7 protein-coding genes and 1 pseudogene are annotated in these 15,386 nt (G+C 76.5%); 6 read left to right on the forward strand and 2 right to left on the reverse strand.

The window, feature by feature from the left end:
* The 5 genes and pseudogenes from ACIRS1_RS17115 to ACIRS1_RS17135 form a co-directional block, all read left to right on the forward strand.
* Window positions 1-2,981, forward strand: a pseudogene (locus ACIRS1_RS17115) (hypothetical protein); the annotation flags it as partial.
* Between the two features lie 138 nt (window positions 2,982-3,119).
* Window positions 3,120-4,655 (forward strand): hypothetical protein, encoded by a 1,536-nt coding sequence (locus ACIRS1_RS17120; RefSeq protein WP_402840321.1) that lies wholly within the window; start codon window positions 3,120-3,122, stop codon window positions 4,653-4,655.
* Window positions 4,656-4,848: 193 nt separating this feature from the next.
* Window positions 4,849-8,310, forward strand: coding sequence for a right-handed parallel beta-helix repeat-containing protein (locus tag ACIRS1_RS17125; RefSeq protein ID WP_402840324.1), 3,462 nt, complete (start codon window positions 4,849-4,851; stop codon window positions 8,308-8,310).
* A 122-nt stretch (window positions 8,311-8,432) separates the two neighbouring features.
* A complete protein-coding gene (locus tag ACIRS1_RS17130; RefSeq protein ID WP_402840327.1) occupies window positions 8,433-9,740 on the forward strand; it encodes a S8 family serine peptidase in 1,308 nt (435 codons plus the stop codon).
* Window positions 9,741-9,996: 256 nt separating this feature from the next.
* A complete protein-coding gene (locus ACIRS1_RS17135) occupies window positions 9,997-10,419 on the forward strand; it encodes a carboxymuconolactone decarboxylase family protein (protein ID WP_402840329.1) in 423 nt (140 codons plus the stop codon).
* Window positions 10,420-10,738: 319 nt separating this feature from the next.
* Here the strand turns inward: ACIRS1_RS17135 and ACIRS1_RS17140 are convergent, their stop codons facing one another.
* Together ACIRS1_RS17140 and ACIRS1_RS17145 are read right to left on the reverse strand one after the other, a co-directional pair.
* On the reverse strand, window positions 10,739-11,215 hold the full coding sequence (locus ACIRS1_RS17140) for an OsmC family protein (RefSeq protein ID WP_402840332.1): 477 nt from the start codon (window positions 11,213-11,215) through the stop codon (window positions 10,739-10,741).
* A gap of 283 nt (window positions 11,216-11,498) precedes the next feature.
* Window positions 11,499-12,863, reverse strand: coding sequence for a MinD/ParA family protein (locus ACIRS1_RS17145; protein WP_402840335.1), 1,365 nt, complete (start codon window positions 12,861-12,863; stop codon window positions 11,499-11,501).
* Between the two features lie 348 nt (window positions 12,864-13,211).
* On the opposite strand from ACIRS1_RS17145, the gene ACIRS1_RS17150 reads away from it, so the two are divergent.
* Window positions 13,212-15,020, forward strand: coding sequence for an alkyl/aryl-sulfatase (locus ACIRS1_RS17150; RefSeq protein ID WP_402840338.1), 1,809 nt, complete (start codon window positions 13,212-13,214; stop codon window positions 15,018-15,020).
* The last annotated feature ends 366 nt before the right edge of the window (window positions 15,021-15,386 follow it).

Raw genomic sequence — 15,386 nt, forward strand, 5'->3', positions numbered from 1 at the left:
CCGAGCTCAAGCCGCTTCCCGAGTCCGAGCTCAAGCCGCTTCCCGAGTCCGAGCTCAAGCCGCTTCCCGAGTCCGAGCTCAAGCCGCTTCCCGAGCCCGATCCGGTTCCGCCGACGCTGGTTCAGGAGACTCCGGCGGAGGCCTTCCTGGCGCTGGGTCCGCAGGACCGTCTGCTGACGCTGGACTCGCTCGCGCCCGGGGCACGCCGCGAACTCGCGGCCGACCCCGACTTCGTCGGGACCCTCCGGGAGCGCCTGCTGCCGGAGGAGTTCGCGGTGGTCGCCGCCCGCCTGCTGGTGGACGTGGACCCCGGGGTGCACCGGCCGGTGGCCGCCCGGCAGGCCGCGCACGCCCAGTTGGAGCGGATGCTGGGGAACCCCGACGCCGCCGCGGGTCTGCTGAGGCGAGGGGTGCGGGTGGTGGTCGTGCCGAACGACGTCCCGGTCACCGAGGTCGACGGCTTCCGCCATCTGGCCGGCGGGGCCGCCGGGGGCGCGGCGGGAGCGTTCCGCCGCTGGCACGACGTGCGGGGCGCGACCGAGGGCCGGTACGTCGCGGTGACCGTGGAGAACCTGCTCGGTGAGGACACCTCGGTCGGCGCGGCGGCGGGCTTCGAGGACGGTTACTCCACCGCCACCCACGAGTTCGCCCACGCCCTCCACGCGTTCGCCCTCACCGACGAGGAGCGTGCCCGCGTACGGGAGGCGTTCCTCGACAACCACATGGCCGACACCCTGAGCGGGCTGTTCGACGCCGAGTCGACGGCGGCCTGGCCCGACGGGCCGGTGCACGACCTGGGCGGCCACTTGGTCGGCAACTACTCGTCGACGGACGAGCACGAGTTCTTCGCCCAGCTGACCAACGCCTACCTCGGCACGAACCACGGCCACGACCCGGACACCGGCCGGCCGCGCAACAACGGCGCCGGGTGGGTGCGCGACCACCTGCCCACCCTCCTGCCGGTCCTGGAACGGCTGTACGGGGAGCGTCCGGACAGTGGCCGCCCGGTACCGGCGAACCCGGTCCGCGAGACCTCCGCGGACGACGCGATGCTGCGTGGCTTCCGCGAGTTCGTGCACGGTGTCGAGGGCGCGGGGCATCCGGAGGAGCAGCCGCTCGGGGACGATCCGGACGCGGCCCCGGAGGCGCCGGACCACCCGGCGTCGATGGCCGATCTGGTGCAGCAGGCGCTCAACCCGGTCGTGGGCGCCTCGGCGCACCCGGCCTCCCGGGGCGGGCGTCCGCAGGGCCAGGGCCAAAGCCAGGGCCAGGGCCAGGAGTGGGGCCGGGGCCGGGGCCGGGGACATCGCGGGAACGACGCGGGTCCGCCGGCACCGACCGAGACGACGCGCGGCGGCCGAGGCGGGTCCGGCGCCGGTCGCGGCCGGGGCCGCGGGGCCGACGTCGGCACCGGCAACACCGGCCACCCCGCGTCGGCGCCGTCGACGCGCGGTCGCGGTCGCGGCGGCCGGGGCGGGGGGACCGTGGCACGTGGCGGGAGCCGTCCGCTGACGAACCAGGACCACATGGCACGGGTGGAGGACCGGAACGGCGTGGCCTACGTCGTCAAGGGCACGCCGGGTGCGGCGGGTCACACCGCGTTCCCGCTGGAGCTGCGCCCGCCCAGCCTGGACGCCCGGCTCGGGGAGGAGACGGACTCGCTGCGCGGCGCCTTCGGCCGGGCCCTGGACCGGATGTCCCGCGTCATGATGGGCGCGGACCGGTTCGGTGTCGGCCTGTCGTTCAAGGTGACCGGAACACCGCACATCGCCCTGACCGTCATCGACGGGGTGGTCCACGTCGCGGGCAACTCCGGCATGTCCAAGGAGAAGCAGGACAGTGCGAGGAACCGCCTGTTGAGTCTGGACGACGTTCCGAACCCGGCCATGAACCACGACCTGGGGAAGCTCCGCGCGATCAGGGACGGTCGGTACCGGCGCAAGGGCGACGACGTCGACGACGCCGCGGGCCTGGACGCGGTGCGCAGGGCGCTGATCGACCCGAGCCGCATCAATTGGAGGCCCAACGAACGCGCCGAAGCCGGCTGCGTGCACGGAGAGATGGACCTCCTGAACGTGGTGCAGGAGCAGATGCGGAAGGAGTTCGAAGCCGCGAGGAAGGCGGAGGAGGAGCGCAGGACGAAGGAGGCGGAGGAGACCGCGGAGCGGGAGGCCGAGTCGGAGCAGGAGCCCGGGGAGGAGACCGAGGAGACGGCCGGGGAGTCCGGCGACGAGAGCTCCACCCACGAGGACGACCCGGCCGCCGGGAGCAGCAGCGGCACGTCACGGGCCCGGGACAAGGGCAAGCAGCGTGCGGAGGAGCCGAGGCTGAAGCCCTGGCCGATCGGCGGCCGCAAACGCGACTGCATGGCCTGCCACTGGGCCCACGCCGTCTTCAACGAGTACATCGCCAAGGATCTGGGCTTCGTCGTCGTGACGGGCGGCACGCACGGGAAGATCTTCGGCAACTGGGCCGCGCCGGAGTGCCTCATGAAGCACGAGCAGGCGCGGGCGGCACTGACGGCGAAGATCACCGGGACCTCGGTGCAGGTGAAGGGCAAGCAGGAGTCCCTGCTGTTCGGTACGGACGGGAGGATCACTGCTCCGGAGGGCTACACACCGCCACTGGGGCAGCACGACGAGCCGTACCTGTCGGACTCCGAGCCGGGGGAGGTCAGCGAGGAGTCGGACGCGGAGGGCACGGACAGCGAGGGGCAGGACACCGGGGAACAGCGCGAGGAGAACACGGCCGGGGACACCACGACGGAGGAGCCCGCAGCGGAGGACACCGCTGCCGACGACACCCCGACCGGTCAGCCGTCCCCGGCACCGGTACCGACCCCGACGCCCGTCCGGCCCCCGACCGGTGGCGACGTTCCGCGCGGCGGTGGCCGTGGTGGCCGGGGCGCGCCCCGGGGCGGTGGCCGGGGTGGGCGTGCCCGGGGCGGGACCGGTGGAGGCGGGGAGCCGCCGGTCGTCTGACGAGTTCGCCGGGTGGTGAACCTCCTGGTGCGCCCCGGCCGTCGAGTCGGGTGGACGCGTCGTTCCGGCCGACCCGACCGGGTCCGGGCCGGCGGCGGGTCCCTGCCGAGCATCGTCGTCGAGGGCCAGGGGGCCAGGGTGGGCAAGGACCGGAGCGGCCGGGCGAGCCGGACCGAGGGGTCGGAGGGCGCCGGGATCCAGCTGCCCGCCGTGGCGTGGGTCGTGCCCGAGGAGCTGGCGTCCCGTCAGGCGGTCTCCGCGGCGGGCGCTGCCGCGGTGGCGGTCGGGGAGGTCGGGGCGGTCGCCGAGGAGGCGTCCGAGGCCGGGGTGAACGCGAACGAGGCGAAGGCCGCTCCCGCCTCCGGCGCGGCTCCCGCACTGCCCGACCCGGACCCGGAGCCGGCCGCCGCCACGGCGTCCCCGACCCGAGCCGCCACCACCCCCGCCGTCGCGACGTCCCCCGCCGCGGCGGTCGCCACCGCCGCCAGCGCGCCCGCCGGGGTGAGCGCCGTCCCCGGCGAGGCGCCGGGCGAGGAGGAGGAGAGCGGCGGCCCCCGCCGAATCTCCCGGCCGATGGTGGCCGCCGCGGTGATCGCGGGTCTGGTGCTGGTCGGTGTGCCGCTCGGCATCGCGAAGTTCGGCGGGGAGGACCCGGGGCCGTCCGGCGCGGAGGGCCCGCCGCCCGCCGGGTACACGCAGCAGGACGGCGGCAACGGGTTCGTCCCGGGTGCCGACGCGCACGGGAACGTGCCGGCCGAGCAGCCCGTGGCGGCCGGTCAGCCGGTCGACGCCGCGGGCCCGCCGCCCGGTGACGGCGCTGCGGCGGCGGCCGGTGGTGCGGCCGCCGCCGGCGGTGCCCCGGTGGACCAGGGCGCCGGTGGCGGGCAGTCCGTGCCGTTCGCCGGCCGGGTGGCCGCAGGGGGCCCCGCACCGGCGGCGACGACCGGCAAGCCGGACGCAGCCCGCACCTCCGGTGGAGCCCCGGCGGGGCAGGGCGGTGGCGGCGCCGGGGCACCGCAGAGCCAGCCGCAGCAGCCGCAGCAGGGCCAGGCGCCCCAGCAGCCGCCGGCCGCGCAGCAGCCGCCCGCGGCCCCGCAGCCCGCCCCGCCGGCCCCCGCCCCGCCCGCGGCCAAGCCCGCCCAGCCGGCGCCGCCCCCGCCGCCGACCTACGCGGCCGTGGCCGGACCGTCGTGCGGCGGCAGCACCACCACGCAGTCGTACGGCTGGTACGACAACGGGCAGTCGGGGTGGCGCACCAACTCCGGCGGCTACTCGGGCGACGGCTGCAACGGCTCCTACTACTCGGTGCCGATGTCGGGCGACGCCAAGGACGACGGCAACTCGGTGGTCTGGACGTTCAACACCGCGCCGGTCACCACGGGCAGCTGCAAGCTGTCGGTCTACGTGCCCGGCAGCGGGGACGTGAAGGCGGTCGGCGGCTCCCCGACGTACTACTCCGTGCAGAACAAGTCGGCGCCCGGCACCGGGACGATCGACTCGTTCACCGTCAACCAGGTCTCCAGCCGGGGCCAGTGGGTCTCGGTGGGGACGTTCCCGCTCAGCGGCGGCAAGATCGCCGTGATGCTGCACACCCGGGGCCTGGACTGGTCGGGTTCCACGAAGACGTACGCCCACCACGCCGCGTCCGCGGTCCGGGCGTCCTGCACGGGCTGACCCCCGGCCTGCCCCGCCCGGACGGCCCGCCCCGCCCGCCCTGCCTGCACCGCCCACCCGGCCCGCCCGACGGCACGACGCCACCCGGCCCGCCCGACGGCACGACGCCACCCGGCCCGGCCGACGGCACGACGCCACCCGGCCCGGCCCGCACCACGGCCCCCGGGCCACGAACGACGGAGGAGAACGCACCATGATCCGCCATGTGCTGACGGTCAGCGCGGAGCAGCACGACGGCGGCGGCTACCGCACCATCGGCGCCGCGCTCGACGCGGCCCGCAGCGGCACGGTGATCAGCGTCCGTCCGGGCCGCTACGAGGAGAACCTGGTGATCACCAAGATGGTGACCATCACCGCCGAGGAGGCCCGCGGCAGCGTCCGGATCTCCCCCCGGCGCGGCGCGGTGGTGCAGGTGGTGGCCGAGGCGGTCCAGCTGACCGGGCTGGTGCTCCAGGGCCGGGACGAGGAGCTGCCGGCCGTCGACGTCCCGCGCGGGCAGGCGGCCCTGGACGACTGCGAGGTCGTCGGCAACTCGTGGACGGCCCTGTTCACCCGCGAGCAGGGGGCGCTCGCCATGCGCGGCTGCCGGGTCGTCAACCCGGCCGGCGCCGGGATCGTCGAGACGTCCACCGGGACCAGCGTGATCGAGGACTGCGTGGTCGAGCACCTCGGCAGCTCCGCCGTGGTGATCGGCGAGCGGGCCGACCCCGTCGTCCGCAACTGCATCCTGCGCGACGCCCGCGGCAACGGCGTCTGCGCCAACGGGGAGGGCCGCGGCACCATCGAGGACTGCGAGATCTCCGCCACCGACAAACCGGGGATCGCGCTGGAGGAGCACAGCAGCACCCGGGTGCTGCGCACCACCGTGCGCGCCGCGCCGATCGGGGTCTTCGTCGACTCCGCCGCCCGGGTGCTGCTGGAGGACTGCACGGTCGAGGACATCCGCGGCCACGGCCTGGTCCTGGCGGGCGGCACCGATCCGCTGGTGCGGCGCTGCCGCACCGCGCGCACCAAGGGCCACGGCATCCACGTCACCGGGCGTTCCCGGGGCGGCTTCGAGGGGTGCGAGGTGCTCGCCCCGGAGCTGGCCGGCATCCTGGTCGACGAGGCCTCCAGTCCGGCCCTGACCGGCACCGTCGTGCGTGACGGCGGCGCCGCGGGCGTCGAGCTGGTCGGCGAGAGCGCCGCCGAGTTCGACCGGCTGGAGGTGCGCGGCGCGGCCGGCGCGGGGGTGAGCGTGCGCGACGGCGCCAACCCGCTGCTGCGCCGGCTGGACGTCACCGAGGTGCGCGGCCACGGCGTCGAGGTGCTGCGGGAGGGGCGCGGCCGGCTGGAGTCCTGCGTCCTGGCCGCCACCGGGCTGGCCGCTCTGCGGGTCGCCGACGGCGGCAACACCCAGGTGGGCGGCACCACCGTGCGCGGCACGGCCGGCACGGCCGGTGCGGTCGGCGGCCGGGCCACCGGAGGCAAGGGGGCCGCGGCTCCGGGCGGCGTCCCCGGGGTCGAGGTCGGACACGGCGGCACCGCCTCACTGCGCGACTGCGACATCGCCGGGTGCACCGCCGACGGCGTCGTCGTCGAGGACGGCGGCGAACTGACCATGGCCCGCTCCCGGTCGCACGGCAACCGGCGGCACGGCGTCCTGCTGGCCGCGGGCAGCCGGGCCGCACTGACCGGCTGCGAGATGGCCGACAACGCCCGCGACGGGCTGCGCGCCGAGTCCGAGGAGCCGATCAGGATCACCGGCTGCACCGTCACCGGCAACCGCGGCGCGGGCCTGTCCCGGACCGGGTCCGGTGACCGGCTGTCCGTCGAGGACCTGACCAGCCGGGAGAACGGGCGGGCCGACGGCGGGGGCACCGCGACCGCCGGGGCGGGGAGCGGCCCGGCGGCCGACCGGCCGGGCGGTGCGCCGGGCGCCGGGGGCGTCGACGGAGCCGGGCCCCCGGCGGAGCAGCCCGCCGACCCTCCGCCGGCCGAGCCCGAGGGCCCGCAGGCCGCGCTGCAGGCGCTGGTCGGCCTGGAGGGGGTCAAGGAGCAGGTCGCCACCCTGGTCAACCTCAACAAGCTGGCCCGGCGCCGCGAACAGGCCGGCATGCCGGCCCTGCCGATGGGCCGCCACCTGATCTTCGCGGGGCCGCCGGGCACCGGCAAGACCACCGTCGCCCGCCTCTACGGCGCCATCCTCGCCGAGCTCGGCGTGCTGCGCAGCGGGCACCTCACCGAGGTGGCCCGGGCGGACCTGGTCGCCTCCATCGTCGGCGGCACGGCGATCAAGACCACCGAGGTGTTCCAGTCGGCGCTCGGCGGAGTGCTGTTCATCGACGAGGCGTACACGCTCGCCGCCGGATCCGGCGGCACCGGGCCGGACTTCGGCCGCGAGGCGATCGACACCCTCGTCAAGCTGATGGAGGACCACCGGGACGACGTGGTGGTGATCGTCGCCGGCTACTCGGAGGAGATGCGCTCCTTCCTCGGCTCCAACCCCGGCCTGGCCTCGCGCTTCAGCCGCAGCGTCGAGTTCCGCAACTACTCGGCGGAGGAGCTGGTCACCATCGTCGAACGGGCCGCCGCCGGGCACGGCTTCGAACTCGCCGACGACACCCGGGAGGTGCTCGGGGAGCACTTCACCCGGATGCCCAAGGGCGCCGACTTCGGCAACGGCCGCGCCGCCCGCAAGGTCTTCGAGGAGATGGTCGACCGCCAGGCGTCCCGGCTGGCCGCCCTCCCCGACATCACCGACGCCGACCTCGCCCGGCTGCTCCCCGAGGACCTCGGCGCGGAGCTCGCCGCCACGGCCCGCCCCGCCGGCCCGGGCGGGCCCGGCGGCGGCAGCGAACTGCTCGACCGGCTGCGGTCGATGGTCGGACTGGCGGCGGCCAAGGAGCAGGTCGAGAACCTCGTCAACCTGATCACCCAGGCCCGTCGCCGCGAGGAGGCCGGCCTGCCGACCGCCCGGATCAGCCACCACCTCGTCTTCGCGGGGCCGCCCGGCACCGGCAAGACCACCGTCGCCCGGCTGTACGGCGCGCTGCTCGCCGAGCTCGGCGTCCTGCCGCGCGGCCAGCTGGTCGAGGCCGCCCGGGCTGACCTGGTCGGCCGCTACATCGGGCACACCGCCCAGCTCACCCGCGACGCCTTCGAACGCGCCCGCGGCGGCGTGCTGTTCATCGACGAGGCCTACACCCTCACCCCGCGCGGCGCGGCCGCGGGCGGCGACTTCGGCCAGGAGGCGGTGGACACCCTGATGAAACTGATGGAGGACCACCGCGACGAGGTCGTCGTGATCGTCGCCGGCTACCAGGACGAGATGCAGGGCTTCCTCGGCTCCAACCCCGGTCTGGCCTCCCGCTTCTCCCAGCAGATCGCCTTCGACCACTACAGCACCGGCGAACTCGTCACCATCGTGCGGATGCAGGCCGAGGAGGCCGGCTACGTCTGCGCGCCCGAGACGCTGGCCGCGCTCGCCGAGCTGTGCGAGGCCGTCCCGCGGGACCGCACCTTCGGCAACGGCCGTTTCGCCCGGCAGACCCTGGAGTCGATGGTCACCCGGCAGGCCGGCCGCCTCGCCCGGCTCGACGTCGGCGACCTCTCCGAACTCAGCCTGCTGCTGCCCCAGGACATCCCCGGGTCGGCGCAGCGGAGCGCGGTGTGACGGCGGGGGAGAGGACAACGCCCGGGACACCGGCGACACGGGCGACACCGGCGACACGGGCGACTTCGGGGCCGGCGGGCACGGCGGCCCGCGCGGCCGCGGCCGTGCTCTGCTGCGGCGCCGTGCTGCTCCCGGCCGGGCCCGCCCTGGCGGCCCCGGCGGCGCCCCCCGCCGCCCCCGGGGCGTCCGGGCCCGCCACCGTCGCCGGCACGTCCGCGGCCGTCGCCGGGACGCCGGCGGCCCGGGCCCGACCGGCCGCCCCGGGCGCCTCCGCCGCCGCCCCCGGCGGGGCCGAGCCCTCCGCCCTGCCGCTGGTCGCCCAGAACCGGGGCAGCGGGCGGCCCGACGGCTGCCTCAAGCCCTCCGACAAGGGCACCGACCGCACCCCCTGGGCGCAGGCCTACCTGCGCCCCGAGGCCGCCTGGGAGCTCAGCCGCGGTGCCGGGGTGACGGTCGCCGTGGTCGGCTCGGGCGTCGACCCCGGGTCCGGCGTCCTGGAGGGCCGCCTCACCCCCGGGCCGCGCGAGTACGGCGGCACCGGCGACTCCACCCGCGACTGCGTCGGCCACGGCACCTTCCTCGCCGGGCTCGTCGCCGCGCGCCGCCAGGACGGCGTCGGCTTCGCCGGGATCGCGCCCGAGGCGCGGATCCTCGCCGTCGCCGTGACCGACGACGCGGGGAACACCACTCCGGCCGCGCTGGCCAAGGGGATCCGGGACGCCGCCGACGGTGGGGCCCGGGTGATCGCCGTCGGCGTCACCGTGTCGACGGGCGAGGCCGAACTCGCCGACGCCGTCCGCCACGCCGCCGAGCGCGGCGCGCTGGTGATCGCCCCGGCCGCCCCCGACCAGGGCGGCTCAGGGTCCTCCGGTGCGGCGCCGCCCCCCGTCCTGCCCGCCGCCCTCCCGGGCGTCCTCGCCGTGGCCGACCTCGCCCCCGACGGCGCCCCGCCGAGCGGCGCCGCGGATCCGGCCAGGGTCGACCTGGTGGCCCCGGGCGACGCCGTGCTGAGCGTCGGCCCCGGCGGCAAGGGCCACTTCACCGGCGCCGGGCCCAGCTTCGCCACGGCCGTGGTGGCCGGCGCCGCGGCGCTCGCCCTGGCCTACCGGCCGGACCTCACCCCGGAGCGCCTCGCCGACCGGCTCCGGACCACCGCCTACCACCCGGGCACCGCCCTGCCCGACCCGCTCCTCGGCTACGGCACCGTGGACCCGCTGGCCGCCGTCAGCGCTCCCGTCGCCGGTGACCCGGCGCCCCGCAGCGCCCCGACGGTCACCGTGCTCCGGCCCCCGCCCGCGGACCCCTCCGGGCACCAGGCCGTCGTCATCGCGGCCGCCACCACCGCCGGGGTGGCCTTCGTGGTCGGCGCCGCCGCGCTCGGCACCGCCGGTCGCCGCCGCTCCTGGCGCCCGGGCCGCTGGTCCGTCTGACGCCGGGTCACGGCCGCGGCACCGCACCGCCTGCCCGGCGCGGCGGCCCCGGCCGCCCTTTCGCCTCCCGCCGTCGGCGCCACGGGTGTGCGCGTACGGGGCCGTCGGACGGCGGGGCTTGAGTTGGAGTGCACTCCAACGTCTAACGTCCTGTCATGACCGCGGGCCGCCCGGCCCGGTGGTCGGACGCCGCCGGTCGGACCGCACCGGACAGGACGACGGGCCGCCTCCGCGCGGCCGGAACGGAAGCACCCGCATGGACACCCCCGTGAACCCCGCCGAGACCCGCCAGGACCGCTTCGACCGGGGCATGGAGGTCCTCACCCGGGTCGACGGCGAGGGCGGGCAGCGGGTGGTCGACGCGCTGGCCGACATCAGCCCCGAGCTCGCCCACCAGGTGGTCGCCTGGGGCTTCGGCGAGATCTACCGGCGCCCCGGGCTGGCGCCGCGGGACCGGCAGCTGGTCACCCTGGGCATGCTGACGGCGCTCGGCGGCTGCGAGCCCCAGCTGGACGTGCACGTCAACGCCTCGCTCAACGTCGGCCTCACCCCCGAGGAGATCGTCGAGGCGCTGCTGCACTCCGCCGCCTACTGCGGCTTCCCCAAGGCGCTCAACGCGACCTTCGTCGCCAAGAAGGTGTTCGCCGAGCGCGGCCTGCTCCCGGTCACCACGGACTGACACGCCCTCGGCCCGACTCGGCACCTGCCCGGCCTCCGCGGCCGGGCAGGTCCGAACACCGACGAGGACCCTCGACCCGACGACGCCCGGCTCGCCGCCGCCCGGACCCGCTGCGGGCTCGCCGGAACGCTCCACGCGATCGACGGCCCCGCGGGCAGCGGTCACTGGTGCGTGCCGACGTCGGAGGAACCGTGCGACGAGGTGGCCGGCTACATCGCCGTGCTGCTGGACCGGCCGGGGCGGTGGTCGGGGCCGGCGACCGCCCCGGCCGGCCCGCTGCTCCGGGCCGGACTGCTCCGGTCCGGTCGGTCCGGTCCCGTCACTCCCGGCCCGCGACCGTCACCTCGGGCTCGTGCAGCACCGGGAAGTTGACCGAATTGGCGATGAAGCAGCCGCGGTTCGCCTCCGTGTGCAGGGCGAAGGCCTTCTCCGCCATGCCCGCCTCGGCGACCTCGATCCGCGGGTGCAGCACCACCGAGGTGAAGTGCCCGCTGCCGGCGGCGACGGTCATGGTGCCCACCGGGCGGTCGACGTACGAGGTCACCACGACCCCGTTCACCGCGCACTGGTGCAGGTACGACATCAGGTGGCACTGAGCGAGCGCGGCGAGCAGCAGCTGCTCCGGGTTCCAGCGCGCCGGGTCGCCGCGGAAGGCGGGGTCGGCGGAGCCGAGGATGGTCGGCAGGCCCTCGACGGCTACGTCGTGGTCGCGGGAGTAGGAGCGGTAGTCGCTGGTGCCGGCACCCAGATTGCCGGTCCAGGTGATCTCGGCGGTGTACGCGTACTGCCTGGCCATGCGGATGCCTCCGAGCGGGCGGATACGGGCGTTCTCCGGGCGGATTCCGGGCGGACTCCGGCCGGGCCGTGGGCCGGAAGGGCCGCGGCCCGGCCAGTCAACCGCAGCGGGGCGCCCCGCGCGAGGCCCGGCGTCGTTCGGCCACCCGGTCGAGGACCATCCGGAGGTCGGCGTGACGCGCTTGATGCCGACCGGCGACCGGTTGGCAGCGCGGGCTTCGAGGTGGGTGGTCGCGGCCCGCTTCTGCATCGAGGGCCGGGGGTACCACGGCTGACCTCCGCGGTCACGGGCCGAGCACGGGCCCGAGTGCGGGCGCGGGCGCGACGAGGGGGATGCCCGCGGCGACCAGCGCGGTGAGTTCGAGGTAGCTGCGGCGGGTCCGCGGGCGGAGCTTGGCGGGGTCGAACTCGCCGCCGAGGGCCAGGTGTTCGTCGAAGGGCAGGACGACGACGCCGCGGCACCGGCGCTCGAAGTGGGCGACCAGCTCCTCGACCCGGATGGACCGGCCACCGGCCCGGATGCCGGAGATCAGGGTGACGCTGCGCTCCGCGAGGTGGGCGTAGCCGTTGGCGCGGAGCCACTCCAGGGTGCTGTCGGCGCTGCTCGCGCCGTCGACGCCGGTGGTGGCGGTGACGACGAGCTGGTCGGCGAGGTCGAGGACGGCGCGGGTGGAACCGTGCAGCAGGCCGGTGCCGCAGTCGCTGAGGACGATCGGGTACTGGCGGCTGAGCAGCTCGACGAGCCGGCGGTAGTCCTCGCCGCCGAAGCCGTTGGCGACGGCGGGGTCGGCGTGGTTGGCGATGACCTCCAGCCCGCTGGGGGTGAGCGAGGTGAAGCGCCGGACGTCCATGTACCCGGAGATGCCGGGTGCGGCGGCGAGCAGGTCCTGGATGGTCGCGGGGGTCTCACGGTGGATCCGGCGGCCGAGGGTGCCGGTGTCCGGGTTGGCGTCGACGGCGATGACCTTGTCGGCGCGGGTCCCGGCGAGGACGGAGCCGAGCGCCAGGGTGGCCGAGGTCTTGCCGACCCCGCCCTTGAGGCCGACGACGGCGATCCGGAAGGAGCGGTGAAGCGGGGTGCGGATGGTGGCCGTGAGCCGCTCCCGTTCGTGTTCCCGCTCGCCCCGGGCGAGGCCGAGGCCGCGGCCGAGCCCGCCGGACAGGGCGGGCAGGCCGAGGTACCGCCGGGGCCGGGGCGCGGCGGCTGAAGGCTGCGGCGCCGGGGCCGCCGCCGGGACGTGAGCGGCGGGTGCGAAGCGTGGCGCCGGTGGCACCGGCAGGGCCGGTGGCACGGGGGCGAGCCGGGCGAAGGGCGGCGGGACGGCCGGGACGGCCGGGACCGACGGGGCCGGGCTCGGGGCGGGCCGGGCCTCCGGGGGCACCAGGACGGTGCCGAGGACGTCCAGCGGCCGGCGCCAGTCGGGCGAGGGCGCCGTTGCCGGCCCCGTCGTCGCCGGCCCGGGCCCGGTGGGCGGCGCCGCGGTCGCCCCGGCGGGCCCCCCGACGGCTGCCCCGGCGAGGACCGGGGCGGCCACCCCGGCGGCTGCCCCGGCGGGCGTGGTGCGAGGGCCGTAGTCGGGGGCGAGGTCCCAGTCCGGGCCCTGCGCCAGACGGTGCACCCGCCCGGTGTGCGTGTGGTCGGCGGCCACCTGTTCGCCTCCTGTCGCCGTGTCGGCCCCGTCTCGTGCCGCGGTCGCCGGCGCCCCCGACGCCGACCGCGCGCGGGCCGTCCGACCCGTTCAACGGACGGGAGGGGCCACCGCGTTCAACGCCCCCGACGGCGGCGTCCTGCTCACCTGCGGGGTCGCGCCCGGGGAGGGCGCCCGGCCGGGAGGGGCGGGACCGGTTCGCGCCGCGCCGCCCGACCGGTGCGGAACCCACCCGAACGGCACGGCGGACGGGCGCCCGGCCCGGCGGCGGCCAAGAATCGGGAAGGTCGTGCGACGGGCGGGGCGCCCCCTCGCCCGCGCCGCCGCCCCTGGCGACTGGAGGCAGGAATGACGGCGCTGGACTTCTCCGACCGGACGGACTTCGAGGACGCCGACCGCGGGTTCCTGGCCGGGCCCCCGTCCGGCACCGTCACCGGTCGCGACGGGCGGGTCGTCTGGGACTTCGAGCGCACGGCGTTCCTGGCGGGCGACTGCCCGGAGACCGTCCACCCGAGCCTGTGGCGGCAGTCCCAGCTGTGCGCCCGCGCCGGCCTGTACGAGGTCACCGAGGGCGTGTACCAGGTCCGCGGCTACGACCTGTCGAACATGACCCTGATCGAGGGGGAGCGCGGCGTCGTGGTGGTGGACCCGCTGGTGTCCGCCGAGACGGCCGTGGCGGCCCTCGCGCTCTACCGGGACCGGCGCGGCGACCGGCCGGTCACCGGGGTGGTCTTCACCCACTCGCACATCGACCACTTCGGCGGGATCCTCGGGGTCCTCGCCCCCGGCGACGGCACGCCGGTCCTCGCCCCCGCCGGGTTCCTGGCGAACTCGGTCGCGGAGAACGTCTACGCGGGCACGGCGATGCTGCGCCGCGGCATGTACTACTCGGGCGCGGCCGTGCCGCCCGGCCCGACCGGGCAGGTCGGCATGGGGCTCGGCTTCGCGGCCTCGGAGGGCGAGCCCGGGCTGGTCGCGCCGACCCTGGAGATCACCCGCACCGGGCAGGAGGAGACGCTCGACGGCGTGCCGTTCCGGTTCCAGCTCACCCCCGGCACCGAGGCGCCGTCCGAACTGAACTTCCACCTGCCCGCGCACCGCGCGCTCTGCACGGCCGAGAACGCCACCCACAACCTGCACAACATCCTGACCCTGCGCGGCGCGCTGGTCCGCGACGCCCGGGTCTGGTCGCGCTACCTGAACGAGACGCGGACCCTGTTCGGCGCGGACAGCGACGTCCTGTTCGCCTCGCACCACTGGCCGACCTGGGGCACCGACCGGATCGCCCGCTTCCTCGCCGAGCAGTGCCAGCTCTACGGCTACCTGCACGACCAGACCCTGCGGCTGCTCAACCAGGGCCTGACCGGCACCGAGATCGCCGAGCGGGTCGAACTGCCGCCGCGGCTCGCCGCCGCCTGGCACACCCGCGGCTACTACGGCTCGGTCAGCCACAACGTCAAGGCGGTCTACCAGCGGTACATGGGCTGGTACGACGGCCACCCGTCCTCGCTGTGGGAGCACCCGCCGGCCGCGAGCGCCCGCCGCTACGCGGACTGCATGGGCGGCGTCGACGCGGTGGTCGCCAAGGCCCGCGGCTACGCCGACGACGGGGACCTGCGCTTCGCCGCCCAACTGCTGCGGCACGCCGTCTTCGCCGACCCGGAGCACGCCGCAGCGCGCGAGCTGCTGGCCGACACCTTCGAGCGGCTGGCCTACGGCGCGGAGTGCGCGACCTGGCGCAACTGCTACCTGATGGGCGCCAGGGAGCTGCGCCACGGCGTCGAGCGCACCGCCATCGCCTCCTCCGGCCTGGCCGGCGCGCTGACCGTGGAGCAGCTCTTCGACGCGATCGCGATCCGGATCGACGGCCCGCGCGCGTGGGACCTGCGGGCGGTGATCGACTGGCACGTCACCGACCTGGACCAGTACCACCGCACCACGCTGGAGAACGGCGTCCTGGTGCACGCCCCGGTCGCCCCCGACCTCTTCGGCGCCGGGACGGACGCGGCCTTCACGCTGACCAGGGAACAGCTGGTGGTCCTGCTGGCCGGCCGGCAGCCCGAGGGCGTCACCGTGGCCGGGGACCCGACGGCGCTGAGCGCGCTGCGCTCGGTCGTCGACCGGGTCGACCCGGACTTCCCGATCGTCACACCGTAGGGAGTGTCGTGCGGACCACTCCCCGGGGCCCGTGAACCGCCCCCGGCGGGGGGCCCGTTGAGCGGGTCGGGGCGCGCGGCGCGCCCCGACGGCCCGGGAGGACCCGTATGCGCACCACCCCGCACCCCACGATCCGCGCCACGGCCCGGCCGAGGGCCCGCCACGGCTCATCGGGCACGGCCTAGGACGCCCCCGGCGGCGCCTTGTGGATCTTGACGGACCCGGCGGGGATCCGCAGGATACCGCCGAGCCGCACCGGCGGGGCCGACCCGGCGGCAGCCGGGCGGCCGTACCGGAAAACCCTCTGCCGGACCGGCCGTCAGTGGATACCGTCTCCGGGTGGCACTCGGTGCACGCCGAGTGTCA

This window comes from Kitasatospora sp. NPDC101176 (assembly GCF_044768035.1).
GTDB lineage: Bacteria > Actinomycetota > Actinomycetes > Streptomycetales > Streptomycetaceae > Kitasatospora.